This window comes from Lichenicola sp., assembly GCF_965198575.1.
Classification (GTDB): domain Bacteria; phylum Pseudomonadota; class Alphaproteobacteria; order Acetobacterales; family Acetobacteraceae; genus Lichenicola.
This window is the reverse complement of the sequence record NZ_OZ240671.1, coordinates 3,233,412-3,250,636: the sequence shown is the minus strand read 5'-3', so window position 1 is coordinate 3,250,636 and position 17,225 is coordinate 3,233,412. Positions and strand designations below refer to the sequence as shown.

The following is a 17,225-nucleotide window of genomic DNA, read 5'->3' as shown; positions in this document are numbered from 1 at the left end:
GGTCTATGTCACCGCCGAGCGCAGCGGCTGGCCGGCCAGTGCCCGTGCGGCTTCCTCGGATGCGAGACGCTGCAGCGCATCGAGGCTTTCGACGCAATAGAAGGCGGCATGCGGCGTCAGGATCACGTTCCGCATGGTGCGCAACGGCGAGCCCGGATCGAGCGGCTCCGGATCGAACACGTCGAGCGCCGCGCCCCCGAGGCGACCATCCCTCAGCGCCTCCGCCAGCGCCGCCTCATCCACCAGGGCGCCGCGTGCGGTGTTCACCAGCATCGCACCAGGTCGCATCCGGGCGATCGAGCGCCGGCCGATGATGTGGCGAGTGGCGGACGTTGCCGGGAGATGCAGCGACACGCCGTGCGCCTCGGCCAGCAGCGCGTCCAGCTCCACACGCTCGATGCCGGCAGCCTGCAATTTTCGTGGATCCGCAAACGGATCGCTCGCCACCACACGAATACCGAACGCCTGCAGACGCCTGGCCACCAGCAGCCCGATCCGGCCGACGCCGATCAGCCCGACGGTGCTCGCCGACAGCGCCGGCAACGGACGCTCCCGGTCGGGATTGATCCAGCCTTCCCGGCGGATCGCATCGTCGAACACCGGCAGCCGACGCAGCAACGCCAGCATCGAGGCGGATGCATGGTCGGCGACGGTGTCGCTGCCGTAGTCGGGAACGTTGGCGACGCGGATACCGAGCCGCCGTGCGGCGTCGAGATCCACATTGTCGGTGCCGATGCCGTAGCGGACCACGACACCGCCTCCGCGCATCCCCGCAAGTGCAGCCTCGTTCACCGGCACCAGGTTCACGAACGCGACGTCGGCGTCGTGCAATGCCTCCGCGACATCACCCGCATCCTGGCAGTCGAACACCTGGAACAAGGCGCCCGCGCGCTCGGCCGCCGCACGCTCATGCACCAGCCCCTCGAACCGCGGGTCGGTGACGACGACCCGCTTCGATCGGGAGTCGCCCGCGGTCAAGACGCGCCGACCAGGCCACGGCTGGCGAGGTTGCGCATGAGGGCGGCGATGCCGAAGGTCCAGGCCGGCGCCTCGTCGGCATAGGTGACGGTATTGACCAGCCGGCCGAGCGCCGGTGCGGCGATTTCCACGCGGTCCTGCAGCTTGTGGGTGAAGCCCTGCCCCGGCACGTCGCGATCCTGCGTGGGTGCGAACAGCGTGCCGAGGAACAGCATCATGCCGTCGGGATACTGGTGGTGCCGGCCCATCGCGTGCTCGACCAGGTTCAGCGGATCGCGGCTGATCTCCTTCATCGAACTGGTGCCCTCGAGCACGTATTTGTCGCTGGCACCGCTGACCGTCAGCGTGATCTCGAGGCGGCGTACGTCGTCGATGCCGAAGCCCGCATCGAACAGCCGGATGAACGGACCGATCGAACAGGACGCGTTGTTGTCCTTGGCCTTGCCGAGCAGCAACGCACTGCGACCTTCGACGTCGCGCAGATTGACGTCGTTGCCGAGCGTCACGCCCTGCACCACGCCGCGGCTGTTCACCGCCAGCACCGCTTCCGGTTCCGGATTGTTCCAGTTCGACGCCCGCAGGATGCCGATCTCGGCGCCGAGCCCGACCGACGACAGCACCGAACCCTTGGTGAACACCTCTGCGTCCGGGCCGATGCCGACCTCGAGATATTGCGACCAGTAGCCGCTCTCGATCAGCACCTGCTTGACCCGCGCCGCCTCGGCCGATCCCGCCTGCAAATTGGTGAGCGAGCCGCCGACCGCGTCGAGCACTTGGGCACGGATCGCGAGCGCGCGGGTCGGATCGCCCTTGGCGCGTTCCTCGATGACCCGCTCCAGCATAGACCGGGCGAAGGTCACGCCGCACGCCTTGACCGCCTGCAGATCGCACGGCGCCAGCAGATGCGGCCGGTCGCTGCGACGCGCCAGGCTGTCGGCGATGACCGCCTCGACCGGGTAGGACAGCGTGCCCGCGATGCCGGCGATCGCTGCGGCGGGATCTTCGCGCTCCAGCAGGTCGGCCATCGTCGGGCCCGCGGCAGTGACATCGACGAGCCGGTCGCCGCGCAGATGCACCAGGCACGGTCCGCCGAGCGCCGGATCGAACAGGCGCCCGACCAGCGTCGCCCGGTCATGGTCCGATGGCAGGATTGCAGCAGCGTTCATGGAGGGTCTCCGGGATTCGCGGTTCAGCATGTCGGCGAGATCCGTGGCCACTCGGCCTCCGTCGCGACGTCACGGAGGATCGCCAGACAATCGCTCATGTCAACGCGGAAGGGGAGCGGCGTCGGCAGCGCCATGCCGGGAGATGAACGCCGGCACAACACGTCCGCGCAGGCGACTGCAACAGCCTGCCCAGGACTGTACCGACTGCGTCGGAGCGGTCCCGCTGGGTGATCGAGGCATCCGGACGCGACGTGATCCGTTTGCTCCGGAGCGCCTCCAGGCACAAACGGGGCTTCACGAGGACTGTCGTGTCAGTGACCGCAACATGCAACGGGTATCGAGTTGCCTGGACTGAACGAGGCTTTTCCGGAACTGCAATCGATTTCCGGGATATGGCTTTTCTCGAGTGCGGGCCATGCGCCGGACGCTTCGAGACGGAAACCGGGAGCAACTTCATGACGACATCATGCAGCGTTACTCTCTGAACGAGAGCTTTTCGATCCCGGTCGTTCGGGAGATCCACTTCATCGACCTCGCATAGAAGCCGGGGGATCTTTCAATAGCCATTTGTTTTGAATTTTCTTGAAACGTATCGACTATGCGCGCGGAGTCCGATGTCGTTCGCAGGGCCTTGAGGAAATGGGACAGAGTTACGTGCTCGACACTGCCGTGTCGGGCGAAGTCGAGCACTGCCAGGTCAGAGGGCGGACTTTCCCCGTTGCCTCCGCCTCACGCGACAGACGGCAGCGCCATCCCGCGGAAGACCCCTGGATCGCCCATGGTGCAGTGCACCATGATCAGCTATCATTCGTGGACGAACCCGACGCGGTGGTAGCGGCGGACGGATTTGAACCGCCGACCAAGAGATTATGATTCTCCTGCTCTACCGCTGAGCTACGCCGCCATCGCGCCGGGAGCGGTCAGATACCGAGGCGGGGGTGCCAAGTCAACGCCGGGGCCGGCAGACGGGGGTGCCCGGGGTCCTCCGCCATGCCGGCAGGAGGCCGATTTCTCCCGCTGCCATCACCCAGGACCTGGTCAGCCGACACGGAGGCCCATGCGCAACAACTTTCTCGCCATCGTCAGCACCGTCCGCAGCTGGTTCGACTGGGCACCGGCACCGCTTGCTTCGGCTCTGGTGCTGATCCTCGCCGGCTGCCTCACGCTGGTCGGCAGCCGCCTGCTGATGAACCTCCTGCTTCGGCTGCCGGGGCCCAGGCGCGACTTCTTCCGCTCGTTCGCGCACGAGTTGCGCCGGCCATTGCGCGTGCTGGTGGTGGTGGTCGCACTGGGTGCCGCGTTGCCGGCGGTCGGGCTCTCCTACGCCGCCTTCACGGTGCTCGGCCAGGTGCTGCTGGTGGCCTTCGTGCTGCTCGCCGGCTGGACCGCCTCGCTCGCCATCCGGACGTCCGCGAACCTCTATCTCGGCCGCTTCAAGACCGGCGAGGAGGACGACCTGCTGGCGCGCAAGCACGTCACGCAGATCCGCATCCTGAAGCGCGCCGCCGACCTGCTGCTGTTCGTCTTCACGATCTCGGCGGCACTGATGACCTTCGAGCCGGTGCGCCAGTACGGGCTGAGCCTGTTCGCGTCCGCCGGCGCCGCCTCGCTGGTGGTCGGCCTGGCCGCTCGGCCCCTGCTCACCAACCTGATCGCCGGCGTGCAGATCGCGGTCACGCAGCCGATCCGGCTCGAGGACGCGGTGATCGTCGAAGGCGAGTGGGGCTGGATCGAGGAGATCACCTCGACCTACGTGGTCGTCAGGCTGTGGGACTGGCGCCGGATGATCCTGCCGATCGCGTATTTCCTGGAAAAGCCGTTCCAGAACTGGACGCACCAGTCGGCGTCGTTGATCGGCTCGGTGTTCTTCTACCTCGACTACCACGTGCCGGTTGAGGCATTGCGCGCGCATCTAGAGGAGATCGTGCAGCAGACGCCGCTGTGGGACGGCAAGGTGGTGAACCTGCAGGTCAGCGACATCAAGCAGAGCTCGGTCGAGATCCGCATGCTGGTCAGTGGCCGCAACGCGCCGCAGACGTGGGACCTGCGCTGCTTCGTCCGTGAGAAAATGCTGAGCTTCCTGCAGGCCAACTGCCCGGAAGCGCTGCCACGCACACGCGTGCTGATGGACAACGCGACCGGAGACGTCAGCCCAGGTGGGAGCGGCCGCGCCGGTGCGCCGTTCAGCCATGGCGTCGGGCCGGATCAAGGTCCGACAGGACCCTAGACCCGACCCCTCACCGCCAGGGTCGGGCAGCTAGCTGTCGGCGGAAGAGAATTCCGGCTGCGTACGCTGTTCGTCCGGCATCATCTGCTGTTCGGCAGGCCCGTTCGACGACATCTGCTGGGACTCGCCGCGATCATCCTGCTCGCCGCCATCCTGCTGCTGCCGGTTGTTGCGCTGGTTGTGGTGCGGCTGCTGGTTGGCCTGGCTCTGCTGGGTCGCCTGCGCGATCGCGTTCAGGATCCGGAAATAATGCTCGGCATGCTGGAAGTAGCCTTCCGCCATGACCCGATCGCCGGAGCTGGTGGCGTCGCGCCCAAGCTGCAGGTACTTCTCGAAGAGCTGCTGGGCCGTGCCGCGAATGCGCAGATCGGGGCCATTACTGTCGAAGACGTGATTACGATTGAGCGGGATCTGGCCATTGTTGTGGCGGATCGGGGTGCTGCCGCCGCCGCCACCACCGCCCCCCGGACGATGGTTGCGGCCACGCATACGTTTCATGTTCATCAGCTTGTCACAGCACTTTCCTGATCGCGGCCCCGACCGTCCGGGCGCCGTTGAGGATGATCGTCCGATACGCTGTCCGATCCGTTTTCAGCCGCTGATCGGCGATGGCGAACCCCATATCTCGAATTGCGCTCGGGACTCGAAGATCGCTCGGCATCAGGCCGGTATGCGAACGGACACTGTCATCCGTCGCGCCTGCGTATTTCGATTAACACGGTGTTGCAGGATTTGCCATGTCCGGCGTGTCGCGTCGTGAACCTAGCGAGGGATACTTCGCCTGCCAAACTTTTTCTCAAAGCGGCGCCTCGAGCACTACCGCGCGCTCGACTCCGCCGAGGTCCCGCCTGACCCCCAGCGGCACCAGGCCGGCATCCGAACCGAGCGCCTCGACGTCACCCGCCTGGCCGACGCCGACCTCGAGCACAGCCAGGCCTCCAGGCGCCAGCTGGTGTTGCAGCACCAGCATGATCTGCCGGTATGCGGCAAGGCCGTCATCACCGCCGGACAGCGCCCGGACCGGTTCGTGCAGCGCCACCTCGGGCATGAGCGCCGCGATATCCGCATCCGGGATGTAGGGCGGGTTGCTCAGGACGACATCGAAGCCCGCATCGGGGGATCCGGGGAGCCGCATCGCGCCGGCCCAGTCGCCGCACAGGATCGCGGTGCGCTGATCCAGCCGGTTGTCGCGCGCATTGAGGCGGGCCAGCCGGCACGCCGCCTCGGACACGTCCACGCCCATGCCCCAGGCGCCGGAATACTCTGAAAGTGCCGCCAGCAGCAGGCATCCGGTGCCGGTGCCGAGATCGAGGATGCGTCGCACCTGATTACGGTCGGGCCGGGCCTGCAGCAGTGCCTCGATGAGAGATTCCGTGTCCGCCCGCGGGATCAGCGTCGCGTCCGAGACAGCGAGATCGAGTGTCCAGAACCCCTGCCGGCCAATCAGGTAGGCCATCGGCGTCCGTGCCGCGCGGCGGTGCAGCAGTGCGAGAAAGCCCGCCGCCTCGACCTCCGCTGCGGGTCCGATCGCCAGCAGGCCGACGGCATCGACCCCGAGCGACAGCGCCAGCAGCAAGCGCGCCTCCCGCCTCGGCTGCCCGATCCCGGACGCCACCAGCACCGCTTCCGCCTCGGCCAGCAGATCGCGCACCATCCGTCGGCCGGGCTGCCGGATCATTCGAAGCTCCTTGCTGCCAGCAGGCGACCGCACCTGCCGGGTGGCCACCGCGAGCCGGTGGTCTATCCTGGAGTGAGCATGATGCGACACCCGATCCTCGACACCCTTCCCCGCCTGCTGCCGTGGCGCTGCCTCGCCGGCGCCCTGCTCGCCGCGGCGACGTTGCCGGCGCCGGCAGCCCTCGCCACCGATTTCACCGTCGTCGACGGCCGCGCCGCGGAGGAGATCAGCGAGACCAGCCGCCTCTATATCGACGGCAACCTGGTCGGCACCTTCCGACTCGACGACCGCACCACCGAGATCAGGATGCCGATCACCTTGCCGGACGGGCCGCGCATTGCCCATGACTATGTGTTGTGTGGCGAGATCACCATCCGCAACCGGGCGGGTGCCCCGGAAATCCACGAGGTCAGCGGCGAGGGCGTGCTGCGCGATCCGCGAGGGCGCGTGTTCGTGGCACTCGGCGCCCGCGACTTCACCCTGTTCTACCTGGCCGACCCGAGCGACCCGGCGGCGGTGGAGACCCAGCCAGGCCATTCGATGTTCTGCCAGGCGCCGGTCTCCTGACCGATCGCGATCAGCCGGTGCCGGATACCACGAGGTCGACCGGCTCCAGATCCCGGCTCTCCGCGACCGGCGGCTGCCGGATATCCATGGCGTTTCCGCGCCAGGTGAAGTCATGCCGGCGCCAGGCCTCGACCCACAGCACCGGCAGCAGGATGTCGCGGATCACGCAGGCGACCAGCATCCGCAGCGACACATGCCATCCGGCAACGCGCGCCAGCACCGCCTCGCCGCCGAACCAGATCGCCGCCAGCAGGGCCAGCAGAGGCACCTCCGGCCATCCGGCGAGCCGCGCCGCACCGGCTCCCGCCAGCAACGGGAACAGCGAGCCGGTCAGGATCTCGGGCAGGTACATCACCGGGAAGGTCTTGCGGCGCAGCGTGGCCCAGCGCCGCTGACGCGACCACACCTCGCCGAAACCGCGCGTGCCGAGCGGCTGCTCGAACGGCGCGTCGACCAGATGCACGTGCAGGCCGGCGTCACGCACCAGCTTGGTGAAGGCCGCGTCCTCCGCCATCTCGCCGCCGAGCGCCCGCAGCAGCCCGCCGGCGCGATCGACCACGTCACGGCGGCACAGCATGCTCTTGCCCTGCGCGAAGCCGAACCCGAACGTCTCGCCGACATACTGCCAGCGCGCCTCGAAGGTGTTGAGGAACGCGCATTCCAGCGACGCCCAGACGTTGCCGGGCCTCGAGCCGATCGGCATCGAGCACACCAGGCCGGTATCGGGGCGCCAGCGCTGCATCAGCCGCTGCACGTAATCCACCGGCATCAGCACGTTGCTGTCAGCCAGGATGATCCAGCGGTGACGCGCCGCATCCCAGCCCTTCAGCACGTTGTTCAGCTTCGGATTGCAGCTCCGATGGTCCTCCCCGACCAGGAGCGTCGCCCGGTGTCCGGGATGCTGCGCGATGAGCTCGCGAACGATGACCGCAACCGGGTCGTCGGCGCGGGCCACGCAGAAGACGATCTCGTACTCCGGGTAGTCGAGTGCGAAGCTGGAAGCGAGTGTTTCACGCTCGAAGTTGTCGACCCGGCACACCGGCCGGATGATGGTGACCGGCGGCGCATGCACGGCCGGCGCGACACGCGCACGGGGCTGGCGGCAGCGGAGGGCGGCGACGCCGAGGCTGACCACGTGCACCACCGTCGTGACCAGGCAGAACGCGGCAGCGGCGACGGCAAGTGGTGTCACGCCTTGCTCCGATCCGGGCGGTGGCGGCGCCTTCGGCGGGCCGTGCACCCTCGATAGCGACGGCGCCCGATTTGTCCAATGACCGTTGCGCGGCAGCGGCCCCGGGGTGACCGAACGGGGTCAGGCGCGCCTTGCCGCGAACAGCCTCCGGGCTTCCTCGACGGCCTGCTCGACGCTGACGCACATGGCATCGACACCGCACGACAGCATGAGGTTGTCGGCAAGCGGCACGCCGAAACACTCGACCGAGAAACCGTCGGCAGCCCAGCATGTATCGTCGATATCCCGGGTCACCGCGCCGGAAGCTTCGACGCGCTGCATGTAGGACCGGACGTCGCTGCTGTATCCGACGACGATCTTTCCGAGTGCGGCGCCGACGCCCATCTCGTAGGCGGTGCCGACATCGGCCGAGACACCGCGGAACGGCGTCATGTTGGCGACGATCGCATCGCAGGCCCGGATCATCGCCATGTTGGCTGCGCGGATGAGGCTCGCCGTGTCCTGCCCGGCTTCGGGTGTGATCTCGTTGTCCATCGGGTAGAGGCCCTCGACACCGAGGCGGGCGCAGATCGCCTTGAGCGTGCGGCCGTGCTGCGCAGGGTCGGGAAGGAACACGTCGGGGCCGGCCAGGTAGATCTTCATGACCGGTTCGCCCGCACCCTGTTCCGGAGGCTATTCCTCCTGGGCCAGGCGCGCGGCCTGTTCCTCGGAGGTGAGCGCATCGACGAACTCGTCGAACTCGCCCTGCATGACGCGGTCGATCTTATACAGCGTCAGGTTGATCCGGTGGTCCGACACCCGGCCTTGCGGGAAATTATAGGTGCGGATGCGCTCGCTGCGATCGCCGGTGCCGACCTGGCTCTTGCGGTCGGCGGCACGGGTGGTGTGCAGCTGCGCCCGCTGCGCCTCGTACAGCTTGGCGCGCAGGATCTTCATCGCCTTGGCGCGGTTCTTGTGCTGGCTGCGCTCCTCCTGCATCGCCACCACCACGCCGGTCGGAAGATGCGTGATCCGCACGGCACTTTCGGTCTTGTTGACGTGCTGGCCACCGGCTCCCGACGCGCGATAGACGTCGATGCGCAGGTCGCTCTCGTTCACCTGCACGTCGACCTCCTCCGCCTCCGGCAGCACCGCGACGGTGACCGTCGAGGTGTGGATGCGGCCCTGCGTCTCGGTGGTCGGCACCCGCTGGACCCGGTGCACGCCGGACTCGTATTTCAGCCGGGCGAACACGTCGCGGCCGTTGATGTTGGCGATCGCGCCGCGCAGTCCGCCGAGTTCGCTCTCGTCGAATTCGAGCACCTCGAACTTCCAGCCATGCAAATCGGAGAACCGCCGATACGCCTCGAACAATTCCGCCGCGAACAACCCGGCCTCGTCGCCACCGGCGGCCGGCCGGATTTCCAGGATGGCGCTGCGGGCGTCGGCCTCGTCCTTCGGCAGCAGCGCCAGCCGGATCTCGTGACGCAGGCCGGGCAGCCGCTCGCGCAGGCCGTCGAGCTCGCTCAGCGCCAGTTCGCGCATGTCCGGATCGGCGAGCATGGCTTCCGCGTCGCGGGCCTCCTGCTCGGCCTGGCGCAGCGCCCCGATGCGCTCGACCAGCGATCCCAGCTCGGCGAACTCGCGCGACGCCTTGTTGAAGGCCTCGCCCGAGAGGGTGCCGGACAGCATGTTCTGCAGCTCGTCGGAGCGACCGACGATGCGGTCGAGCCTGTCTTCGAAACTCATGGCCGTAACTCTAGCGCGTCAGCAGGAAGGCCACGCGCGTGGCAACCTCGTCGAGCGCCACTTCCTCCTGGCCCCCGCCGCCGAGATCCTTCAGCTGGACAACGCCGCGCTCGACCTCCGCATCCCCGAGGATCACCGCGAACCCGGCGCCGATCCGGTTCGCCCGCTCCATCCGGCGCTTCAGGTTGCCGCGATAGGCCATTTCCGCCCGCACGCCCCCCTGCCGCAGCGCCTGCAACAGCTTCACGGCGACCGGCAGCACGGCCTCGCCGACCGGCACCACGGCAACCGGCACGGGCACCGCCGGCGCGCCCTCGACCAGCATCGCCAGCCGCTCGATGCCGGCAGCCCATCCGATTGCCGGCGTCGGCGGACCGCCCATGTCGGCGACCAGCCCGTCGTAGCGACCGCCGGCCAGCACGGTGCCTTGCGCCCCAAGCTGATCGGTCACGAACTCGAACGCCGTGTGGCTGTAATAGTCGAGCCCCCGCACGATGCGCGGGTTCTCCCGGAACGCCACGCCGAAACTGTCGAGCGCGCTCCGCAGACCGTCCCAGAACGCACGCGCCGCCGGTGTCAGGAACGCCTCGATCATCGGCGCGTCGGCCACCAGCGCCTGGTCGGAGGGCGACTTGCTGTCCAGGATGCGCAGCGGGTTGCGCTCCAGCCTGGCCCGGCTGTCCTCGGACAACTGCTCGCGCATCTCGCCGAAATAGCCGATCAGCGCCTGCCGCCACGCGTCCCGGCTCTCCGGATCGCCGAGCGTGTTCAGCTCCAGCACCGTCTGGCCCTCGATGCCCAGCGCCCGCAGGATGTCGCGCCCCAGCGTGATCGCTTCCGCATCGGCGAGCGGCTCGCCCGGCCCGATCAGCTCGGCGCCGATCTGGTGGAACTGCCGGTAGCGCCCCTTCTGCGGCCGCTCGTAGCGGAACATCGGCCCGGCATAGAACACCTTCTGCGGCAGCGACTGGGTCAGCCCGTTGCTGACCAGGGCGCGGCACACCCCCGCCGTGCCCTCGGGGCGGAGCGTGATGCCGTCGCCGCCGCGATCGGTGAAGCTGTACATCTCCTTCGACACCACGTCGGAGGTCTCGCCGAGGCTGCGCGAGAACACCCGGGTGTCCTCGAAGATCGGCGTACTCCACTCGTCGAAGCCGTACAGCCCAGCGACCCGGCGCGCCGTGTCGACGACATGGGAGTGGCGACGCTGATCCTCGCCGACGAGGTCGCGGGTGCCGCGGACCGGTTGCAGAGCGTCCAATGGAGTAACTGCCTGCTTGCTATTCCGCCGCCTGCACGGCGGTGGCGGTCAGCAGGCGGGACGCATCCGCGGCCTCGCGCGCCCTGGTGGCGTCGATCTCGGCCTGCAGCAGCTCGGCCTTTGCGGTCACCAGCTCGACGATGTGCTCGACCATGTCGATCGCCGGCATGGTGTGGTCCTGCTTGCCGGCCGCATACACCATGTGCCGCCCCGACCCGCCGCCGGTGACGCCGATATCGGTCATCAGCGCCTCGCCGGGCCCGTTCACCACGCAGCCGATGATCGACAACGTCAGCGGGGTCTCGATATGCGCCAGCCGCTCCTCGAGCGTCGCCACCGTCTGGATCACGTTGAAGCCCTGCCGCGCACATGACGGGCACGAGATGATCTTCACGCCGCGATGCCGGATGCCGAGCGACTTCAGGATGTCCCAGCCGACATGGACCTCCTCCGCCGGTTCCGCCGACAGCGAGACGCGCAGGGTGTCGCCGATGCCGGCCCAGAGCAGGTTGCCGAGCCCGATCGCGCTCTTCACGGTGCCGGCGCGCTTCCCGCCCGCCTCGGTGATGCCGATATGCAGCGGGTGGTCGCAGACGTCGGCAAGCTGCTGGTAGGCGGCGACCGCCATGAACACGTCGGACGCCTTCACGCTGATCTTGAACTCGTGGAAGTCGTGGTCCTGCAGGATCTTGGCGTGCTCGAGCGCGCTCTCGACCAGCGCCTCGGGGTTCGGCTCGCCGTACTTCTCCAGCAGATGCCGCTCCAGCGACCCGGCATTGACGCCGATGCGGATCGAGCAGCCATGGTCCTTGGCCGCATTCACCACTTCGCGCACCCGCTCGGGGCTGCCGATATTGCCCGGATTGATGCGCAGGCAGGCGGCACCCGCACGGGCGGCCTCGATGGCGCGCTTGTAGTGGAAATGGATGTCCGCGACGATCGGCACGTTCACCTCGCGCACGATCTCGGCGAGTGCGGCGGTGCTCTCCTCATCCGGGCACGACACCCTGACGATATCGACGCCGGCGATCTCGGACAGGCGGATCTGCTCGATGGTGGCCTTGGCGTCGGTGGTCAGCGTGTTGGTCATGGTCTGCACGCTGATCGGCGCGTCGCCGCCGACCGGCACCCGCCCGACATGGATCTGGCGCGACTTGCGGCGTTCGATCTGCTGGTAGGGACGGTAGCTCATCTGGTCTGTTCCCCTGCGTGGCGCCGCGACCGTGCGTGCCGGCTGGCTGCCGTCGGCGATGACGACAATGCCCGGTACTGCACGGCGTCGGCGACCAAGGCACCGTGCACGAGCCCGCTTCCTGCCAGGATCGGGCGGAATTGGCCAGGGCCGGCACCGCATTGCGGCATTCCGGGCCGGTCATGTGGCCCCCGTGACATGGTCGGTCCTGCGGCCCCCGGCAAGCAATCGGACCGGTGATGCAAGAGTGGCGGCCTAGTCGGCGGGCGGAGTCGGCTCGGATTGCCTGGGATGACTGCCCGGACCGGACGTGGTGGAGCCGGGATCGCCGGCGGCCGGGGGTGCCGCGATGGAGCCGTTACGGATCGATGCGGCATCGAGCGGGATGTTGCGCCGGACCGCGCCGTTGCGACCGAGAACGGGAGAAGTCACGCCGTCGGCGGTCAGCGTCAGGCCGCCGGCATTGCCCGTGGTCAGGGTGAGTGCCGCGGAGTCGGCCGGCACCACCCAGCTGTCGCCGGCGCCGAGCACGTGGTCGTAGATCACCTTGCCGCCAACCTGGCGAACCTGCACCCAGCAGGTCGCCGACGCCTTGAGCGTGATCTGTCCCGGCGCCGCGACCGGTCCGGATGCAGCCGTGGCAGATGGCGCGTTGGACGCGGCAGCCGCAGGACCGGCCGATGCGGCAGCCGGCCCCACGGCGGCAGCGGTCGCAGGAATCCCCGGGCCGGAAGCCGGCGGGGCGGTTGCGGTGGAGGATGCAGCGGTCGAGGCAGCAGTCGGTGCCGCGCCCGCTCCGACCGACGCAGCCGACGCAGCCGGCGCAGCCGGCGCAGCTGCAGATGCTGCCGGACCGGCGGCGGTTTCCGGGAGGACGGCTGCGGGCGGTGGCGGCAGTGCCGAGGGAACCTGGCCAGGTGCCGGCATCACCGTCGCCACCTGCGGCGAGGTTGCCGGTACACGCCCCCCGGCATACGGCACCAACGCGGCCGGCACCGCAGGCACCGGGTGCGAGAGCAGGCGCTCGTGACCGGTGAACTCGTACCAGGCGACATAGGCGCCGCCCACCAGCAACACGCCGAGCAGCACCACCGCCCCCGCCGGTACGCCACGCTCCGGAACCGGCGCCGGGAAGGCCAGTTCGGGCTTGCGGTTGATGTCCTTGGTCTCGTGCCGGAAGCGCCGCGAGATGTCGTCGGCGTCGAGTCCCAGGGCACCCGCGTAGGCGCGCAGGAAGCCCAGAGCGTAGGTGTTGCCGGGCAGCTTGGCGACCTGCCCGCTTTCCAGCGCCTCCAGGTAGGACAGCTTGATCCGCAGCCAGGCAGCCACGTCCGGCAGCGTCCAGCCGAGCTGCTCGCGCTTGACCCGCAACGCCGCACCGACCGGCAGCATCGAGGTATCGGCGGTGACGGTCCGGACCTGCTCGGGTTGCTCTGTGGTGCTCATCGTGTCGCCTCGGTTGGCGAGACCCTACAGCATGATGCCCGCCGGGCCACTGCCCGGCTGCCGGAGACGATGAGGCTCAAGCCGGCAGCGGATTGCGCAACATGAGCGCCCGCACCGCCTGCTCCACCAGCTCGTCGAGGATCTCGGCGGTCGGCTGCACCCGCGTCACCATGCCGACCGACTGCCCGGCCATGACCGAGCCACCCTCGATGTCGCCATCGACCACCGCGCGCCTGAGCGATCCGGCCCAGAAATGCTCGATGTCGAGCTGTGCGGCCTCCTTGGTCAGCTCGCCCGACTGGAACCGCCGCAGCGTCTCTGCCTGGTGCACCAGGAACCGCCTGGTGCCGTCATTGACCAGCCCGCGCACCGGGATCACCGGGAAGCGCTCGTCGAGCTGCACCGACGGCAATGCGTCACGCGCCGAGGCGCGCACGAAGGCCTGCTTGAACCGGTCATGCGCGATGCTCTCGGTCGAGGCCGCGAACCGGGTGCCGAGCTGCGCGCCGGCCGCTCCCATCTCCAGCATCCCCAGGATCGCGTCGCCGCGCCCGAGCCCGCCTGCCACGAACACCGGCAGCTCGCGCAGATTGGGCAGGATCTCCTGCGCCAGCACGGTCAGCGAGACCGGACCGATATGGCCGCCCGCCTCCGAGCCCTCGATGATCAGCGCGTCGGCGCCGAGCTTCATCAGCCGCTTGCCGAGCACCAGGGCCGGCGCGAAGCCGATCACCTTGGCGCCGCCATCCTTGATCGCCCGCATCGCCCCACCGGACGGCACGCCGCCGGCCAGCACCACATGCCCGACCTTGGCCGCGACACACACGCCGATCAGGTCGTCGAGCTTCGGGTGCATGGTGATGAGGTTGACACCGAACGGCTTGTCGGTGCGCGCCTGGGTGGCGGCGATCTCGGCCTCGAGCAGCGCCGGGCTCATCGCACCGCAGGCGATCACCCCGAAGCCGCCGGCATTGGAGATCGCCGACACCAGGTGGCGCTCGCTGACCCAGCTCATGGCACCCCCCATGATCGCCACCTGGCTGCCGAGGAAGGCCGTGCCACGTGCCCACAGCCGGTCGAGCTGTTGCCTCGCGGCCTGGTATTCGGGATCGACCATGGGGACCGACGCAGGCATTTCGGGGGCTGGCATGACCGAAGCTGACATCATTTCGGGCTCGATAAGTTGGGCGGACGCGGGATCAGGCGACATCGAGGCCATACGCACTATGCAGGGCCCGGACCGCAAGCTCGGTATATTCGGCGGCGATCAACACACTGACCTTGATCTCGCTGGTGGAGATCACCTGGATGTTGATCGAGCGCTCCGACAGGGTGCGGAACATCGTGCTGGCGACACCGGCGTGGCTGCGCATGCCGACGCCGACAACGCTGATCTTGGCCACGTCCGCATCGGTCAGCATCTCGCCGTACTGGATGTCGCCATGCGCCGCCTGGAGCACCTGGATCGCCAAAGCGAGGTCCGAGCGGCCGACCGTGAAGGTCATGTCGGTGGTGCCGTCGGCGCCGGTGCTCTGCACGATCATGTCGACGTTCACGTGCGCCTCCGACAGCGGCCAGAACACCGCCGCCGCCACGCCCGGGCGGTCCGGGACCTTGCGCACGGTGATCTTGGCCTCGTCGCGCGAGTAGGCGATGCCGGCGACAATTTCCTGTTCCACGATCTCGTCCTCGTCCACCACCAGCGTGCCGGGCAGCATGCCGTCGCCGAAGCTCGACAGCACCTGGACCCGGACCCGCTCCTTCATCGCCAGCTCGACCGAGCGGGTCTGCAACACCTTGGCACCCACCGACGCCAGTTCCAGCATCTCTTCGTAGGTGATCTTGTCGAGCCGCCGCGCCTTCGGGACGATCCGCGGGTCGGTCGTGTACACCCCGTCGACATCGGTATAGATGTCGCAGCGGTCGGCCTTCAGTGCCGCCGCCAGCGCCACCGCCGAGGTGTCGGACCCGCCGCGGCCGAGCGTGGTGACGCGATTGTCCGGCCCCAGCCCCTGGAACCCGGCCACCACCGGAACCTGGCCCGATTGCATCCGGGCGATCAGCTGCTCGCCCTCGACCGCCTGGATCCGCGCCTTGCCGTGCGCGCCGTCGGTCCGGAGCACGATCTGCCAGCCCTGCCAGGAGCGTGCATCCACGCCAACCGCCTGCAGCGCGATCGCCAGCAGGCCGCTGGTCACCTGCTCGCCGGTCGCCACCACCGCATCATATTCCCGCGCATCGTGCAGCGGCGACAGCGATTGGCAGTAGCCCACCAGCTGGTTGGTGATGCCGGACATCGCCGACACCACCACCGCGACCTCGTCGCCGGCCTCGACCTGGCGCTTCACCCTGAGGGCCACCGACCGGATGCGATCGAGGTCGGCCACCGAGGTGCCGCCGAACTTCATCACGATGCGAGCCATCAGCGGATCGTCTCCAGGCGGACAGGGCGCGGCAGGCATCGTCCGGTGGGGCGGTGATCACGCCGACATTGCCCGCATGCGGCAGGCGGCTCACATAGCTGCCTCGAGCGGAGGCAGCAACATGCAACCAGACCAGACGACCCCGGAACGAGACGCACCGAAGCAGTCATCCGTCTCGCCGGACGAGATCGCCCGCTTCGGACGCCTGGCCGCCGATTGGTGGAACCCACGCGGACCGATGCGGCCGCTGCACGACATGAACCCGCTCCGCGTCGGCTGGGCGCACGCCAGGCTGGCCCCGCTGCGGAACCAGGGCCCGATCCGGCTGCTCGATCTCGGCTGCGGCGCCGGGCTGGCAAGCGAGGCGTTCGCCCGGCTGGGCTACGACGTGCTGGGTGTCGATGCGTCGGCAGAGGCAATTGCGGCGGCGCGGGTGCATGCGGCGCTCGAGCCGGACGCGCTGCAGGCCCGCGGCGGCCGGCTCGAGTACCGGGCGGCAAGTGCCGAGGAGCTGGTCGCCGAGGGTCGGCAGTTCGACGCCATCACCGCACTCGAGGTGATCGAGCACGTCACCGATCCGGCGGCGTTTCTCGCACTGCTGGCCAGCCTTCTGCGGCCGGGCGGCATCATCGTGCTCTCGACGCTCAACCGCACCTGGCAGTCGCTGGCCACCGCCAAGATCGGCGCCGAGTACGTGCTGCGGCTGCTGCCCGCCGGCACCCATGACTGGAACAGGTTCATCACGCCGGCCGAGCTGTCCGGGCTGGCCGCACGCGCCGGGCTGCGGACCATGGACATCGCCGGCATGGTCCCGGCAGGTCTGCATGAATGGCGCGAGAGCCGCCGCCTCGGCGTGAACTACATCGTGGCGCTGGCGGTCTGAGGATGCGGAGCCGGCCGTCAGCCTGGGAGCTTGCAGTCCGGTCCGATGGTGCCGTGGTAGCGGGTCCAGCCCTGCGTCTCGCCCAGCATCGGCAACAACACATACCCGCGCAGCTTCAGCACGTCCGGCTGCGGTGACCAGATCGTGGCCTGGTAGCTGTGGCCGTTATCCGGATCCAGGATGCTGCCCGCCCAGTGCCCGGGTTCATCGGCAGGCCTGAACTTCGTCAGCAGCGCCAGCTTGCATTGCGGCCGGTGCCAGACATCCAGCGGCATGCTGCCGGTATAGCGCATGCCCACCAGCCAGCCGCAGAGCATGTCGCCGCAACGGGCGATCTGGAACACACCGTCGGAATCCTGGGTCAGCCACTGCCCCAGCACCGGCGTCGCCGGATCCGTCCGGGTCTGAGCCTGCGCCACCAGACGAAGCTGCGGGACCAGCATGAGCGCCAGCCCGGCAGCAGCGGCAACGGATCGACGCATGG

Annotated in this window: 16 protein-coding genes and 1 tRNA gene; 3 read left to right on the top strand and 14 right to left on the bottom strand. The window is 68.7% G+C overall.

Annotated features, from left to right (window positions below; all coding sequences use genetic code 11):
- Nucleotides 1-3 precede the first annotated feature (3 nt).
- The 3 genes from ACOEQ2_RS14750 to ACOEQ2_RS14740 all read right to left on the bottom strand — a co-directional run bounded on the left by ACOEQ2_RS14750 (nt 4) and on the right by ACOEQ2_RS14740 (nt 3,048).
- On the bottom strand, nt 4-978 hold the full coding sequence (locus ACOEQ2_RS14750) for a C-terminal binding protein (RefSeq protein WP_419728712.1): 975 nt from the start codon (nt 976-978) through the stop codon (nt 4-6).
- Nucleotides 975-2,144, bottom strand: coding sequence for a fumarylacetoacetate hydrolase family protein (locus tag ACOEQ2_RS14745; protein WP_419728711.1), 1,170 nt, complete (start codon nt 2,142-2,144; stop codon nt 975-977). Before ACOEQ2_RS14745 ends, ACOEQ2_RS14750 begins: the two co-directional genes overlap by 4 nt.
- 829 nt (nt 2,145-2,973) lie before the next feature.
- Nucleotides 2,974-3,048: transfer RNA gene (locus ACOEQ2_RS14740), tRNA-Met, on the bottom strand.
- Between the two features lie 153 nt (nt 3,049-3,201).
- On the opposite strand from ACOEQ2_RS14740, the gene ACOEQ2_RS14735 reads away from it, so the two are divergent.
- Nucleotides 3,202-4,371, top strand: a complete 1,170-nt coding sequence (locus ACOEQ2_RS14735; protein ID WP_419728710.1) for a mechanosensitive ion channel family protein — start codon at nt 3,202-3,204, stop codon at nt 4,369-4,371.
- Between the two features lie 30 nt (nt 4,372-4,401).
- Here ACOEQ2_RS14735 and ACOEQ2_RS14730 read toward each other — a convergent pair whose 3' ends face one another.
- Together ACOEQ2_RS14730 and prmC are read right to left on the bottom strand one after the other, a co-directional pair.
- Nucleotides 4,402-4,875, bottom strand: a complete 474-nt coding sequence (locus ACOEQ2_RS14730) for a DUF4167 domain-containing protein (protein WP_419728709.1) — start codon at nt 4,873-4,875, stop codon at nt 4,402-4,404.
- A gap of 292 nt (nt 4,876-5,167) precedes the next feature.
- A complete protein-coding gene (prmC, locus tag ACOEQ2_RS14725; protein ID WP_419728708.1) occupies nt 5,168-6,049 on the bottom strand; it encodes a peptide chain release factor N(5)-glutamine methyltransferase in 882 nt (293 codons plus the stop codon).
- A gap of 78 nt (nt 6,050-6,127) precedes the next feature.
- Between prmC and ACOEQ2_RS14720 the strand changes: the two genes are divergently transcribed.
- The gene (locus ACOEQ2_RS14720; protein ID WP_419728707.1) at nt 6,128-6,616 is read left to right on the top strand and encodes a hypothetical protein; all 489 of its coding nucleotides are present in this window, start codon (nt 6,128-6,130) and stop codon (nt 6,614-6,616) included.
- 10 nt (nt 6,617-6,626) lie between these two features.
- Here the strand turns inward: ACOEQ2_RS14720 and ACOEQ2_RS14715 are convergent, their stop codons facing one another.
- The 8 genes from ACOEQ2_RS14715 to ACOEQ2_RS14680 all read right to left on the bottom strand — a co-directional run bounded on the left by ACOEQ2_RS14715 (nt 6,627) and on the right by ACOEQ2_RS14680 (nt 15,858).
- On the bottom strand, nt 6,627-7,808 hold the full coding sequence (locus ACOEQ2_RS14715; RefSeq protein WP_419728706.1) for a ceramide glucosyltransferase: 1,182 nt from the start codon (nt 7,806-7,808) through the stop codon (nt 6,627-6,629).
- Nucleotides 7,809-7,928: 120 nt separating this feature from the next.
- Entirely contained in the window at nt 7,929-8,450 is a 522-nt protein-coding gene (locus tag ACOEQ2_RS14710; protein ID WP_419728705.1) for a nucleoside 2-deoxyribosyltransferase, read from the bottom strand.
- A gap of 30 nt (nt 8,451-8,480) precedes the next feature.
- The gene (gene prfA, locus ACOEQ2_RS14705) at nt 8,481-9,536 is read right to left on the bottom strand and encodes a peptide chain release factor 1 (RefSeq protein ID WP_419728704.1); all 1,056 of its coding nucleotides are present in this window, start codon (nt 9,534-9,536) and stop codon (nt 8,481-8,483) included.
- 10 nt (nt 9,537-9,546) lie between these two features.
- The gene (gene hisS / locus ACOEQ2_RS14700) at nt 9,547-10,797 is read right to left on the bottom strand and encodes a histidine--tRNA ligase (protein WP_419728703.1); all 1,251 of its coding nucleotides are present in this window, start codon (nt 10,795-10,797) and stop codon (nt 9,547-9,549) included.
- A 19-nt stretch (nt 10,798-10,816) separates the two neighbouring features.
- Entirely contained in the window at nt 10,817-11,989 is a 1,173-nt protein-coding gene (ispG, locus tag ACOEQ2_RS14695) for a flavodoxin-dependent (E)-4-hydroxy-3-methylbut-2-enyl-diphosphate synthase (RefSeq protein WP_419728702.1), read from the bottom strand.
- 255 nt (nt 11,990-12,244) lie between these two features.
- On the bottom strand, nt 12,245-13,435 hold the full coding sequence (locus ACOEQ2_RS14690) for a helix-turn-helix domain-containing protein (RefSeq protein ID WP_419728701.1): 1,191 nt from the start codon (nt 13,433-13,435) through the stop codon (nt 12,245-12,247).
- 76 nt (nt 13,436-13,511) lie between these two features.
- Nucleotides 13,512-14,600: an NAD(P)H-dependent flavin oxidoreductase gene (locus tag ACOEQ2_RS14685; protein ID WP_419731241.1), complete on the bottom strand. Its 1,089-nt coding sequence runs from the start codon at nt 14,598-14,600 to the stop codon at nt 13,512-13,514.
- Nucleotides 14,601-14,634: 34 nt separating this feature from the next.
- The gene (locus ACOEQ2_RS14680) at nt 14,635-15,858 is read right to left on the bottom strand and encodes an aspartate kinase (protein WP_419728700.1); all 1,224 of its coding nucleotides are present in this window, start codon (nt 15,856-15,858) and stop codon (nt 14,635-14,637) included.
- Between the two features lie 121 nt (nt 15,859-15,979).
- On the opposite strand from ACOEQ2_RS14680, the gene ubiG reads away from it, so the two are divergent.
- Nucleotides 15,980-16,741, top strand: coding sequence for a bifunctional 2-polyprenyl-6-hydroxyphenol methylase/3-demethylubiquinol 3-O-methyltransferase UbiG (gene ubiG, locus ACOEQ2_RS14675; RefSeq protein WP_419728699.1), 762 nt, complete (start codon nt 15,980-15,982; stop codon nt 16,739-16,741).
- Between the two features lie 17 nt (nt 16,742-16,758).
- Here the strand turns inward: ubiG and ACOEQ2_RS14670 are convergent, their stop codons facing one another.
- Nucleotides 16,759-17,223 (bottom strand): DUF2147 domain-containing protein, encoded by a 465-nt coding sequence (locus tag ACOEQ2_RS14670; RefSeq protein ID WP_419728698.1) that lies wholly within the window; start codon nt 17,221-17,223, stop codon nt 16,759-16,761.
- Nucleotides 17,224-17,225 lie beyond the last annotated feature (2 nt).

Bases quoted from the DNA above. Each gene is read 5' to 3' on its own strand.
- ACOEQ2_RS14745 (WP_419728711.1), bottom strand. From the start codon at position 2,144: ATGAACGCTGCTGCAATCCTGCCATCGGACCATGACCGGGCGACGCTG.
- ACOEQ2_RS14735 (WP_419728710.1), top strand. From the start codon at position 3,202: ATGCGCAACAACTTTCTCGCCATCGTCAGCACCGTCCGCAGCTGGTTC.
- ACOEQ2_RS14730 (WP_419728709.1), bottom strand. From the start codon at position 4,875: ATGAACATGAAACGTATGCGTGGCCGCAACCATCGTCCGGGGGGCGGT.
- prmC (WP_419728708.1), bottom strand. From the start codon at position 6,049: ATGATCCGGCAGCCCGGCCGACGGATGGTGCGCGATCTGCTGGCCGAG.
- ACOEQ2_RS14720 (WP_419728707.1), top strand. From the start codon at position 6,128: ATGATGCGACACCCGATCCTCGACACCCTTCCCCGCCTGCTGCCGTGG.
- ACOEQ2_RS14710 (WP_419728705.1), bottom strand. From the start codon at position 8,450: ATGAAGATCTACCTGGCCGGCCCCGACGTGTTCCTTCCCGACCCTGCG.
- prfA (WP_419728704.1), bottom strand. From the start codon at position 9,536: ATGAGTTTCGAAGACAGGCTCGACCGCATCGTCGGTCGCTCCGACGAG.
- ispG (WP_419728702.1), bottom strand. From the start codon at position 11,989: ATGAGCTACCGTCCCTACCAGCAGATCGAACGCCGCAAGTCGCGCCAG.
- ACOEQ2_RS14690 (WP_419728701.1), bottom strand. From the start codon at position 13,435: ATGAGCACCACAGAGCAACCCGAGCAGGTCCGGACCGTCACCGCCGAT.
- ACOEQ2_RS14685 (WP_419731241.1), bottom strand. From the start codon at position 14,600: ATGTCAGCTTCGGTCATGCCAGCCCCCGAAATGCCTGCGTCGGTCCCC.
- ACOEQ2_RS14680 (WP_419728700.1), bottom strand. From the start codon at position 15,858: ATGGCTCGCATCGTGATGAAGTTCGGCGGCACCTCGGTGGCCGACCTC.
- ubiG (WP_419728699.1), top strand. From the start codon at position 15,980: ATGCAACCAGACCAGACGACCCCGGAACGAGACGCACCGAAGCAGTCA.
- ACOEQ2_RS14670 (WP_419728698.1), bottom strand. From the start codon at position 17,223: ATGCGTCGATCCGTTGCCGCTGCTGCCGGGCTGGCGCTCATGCTGGTC.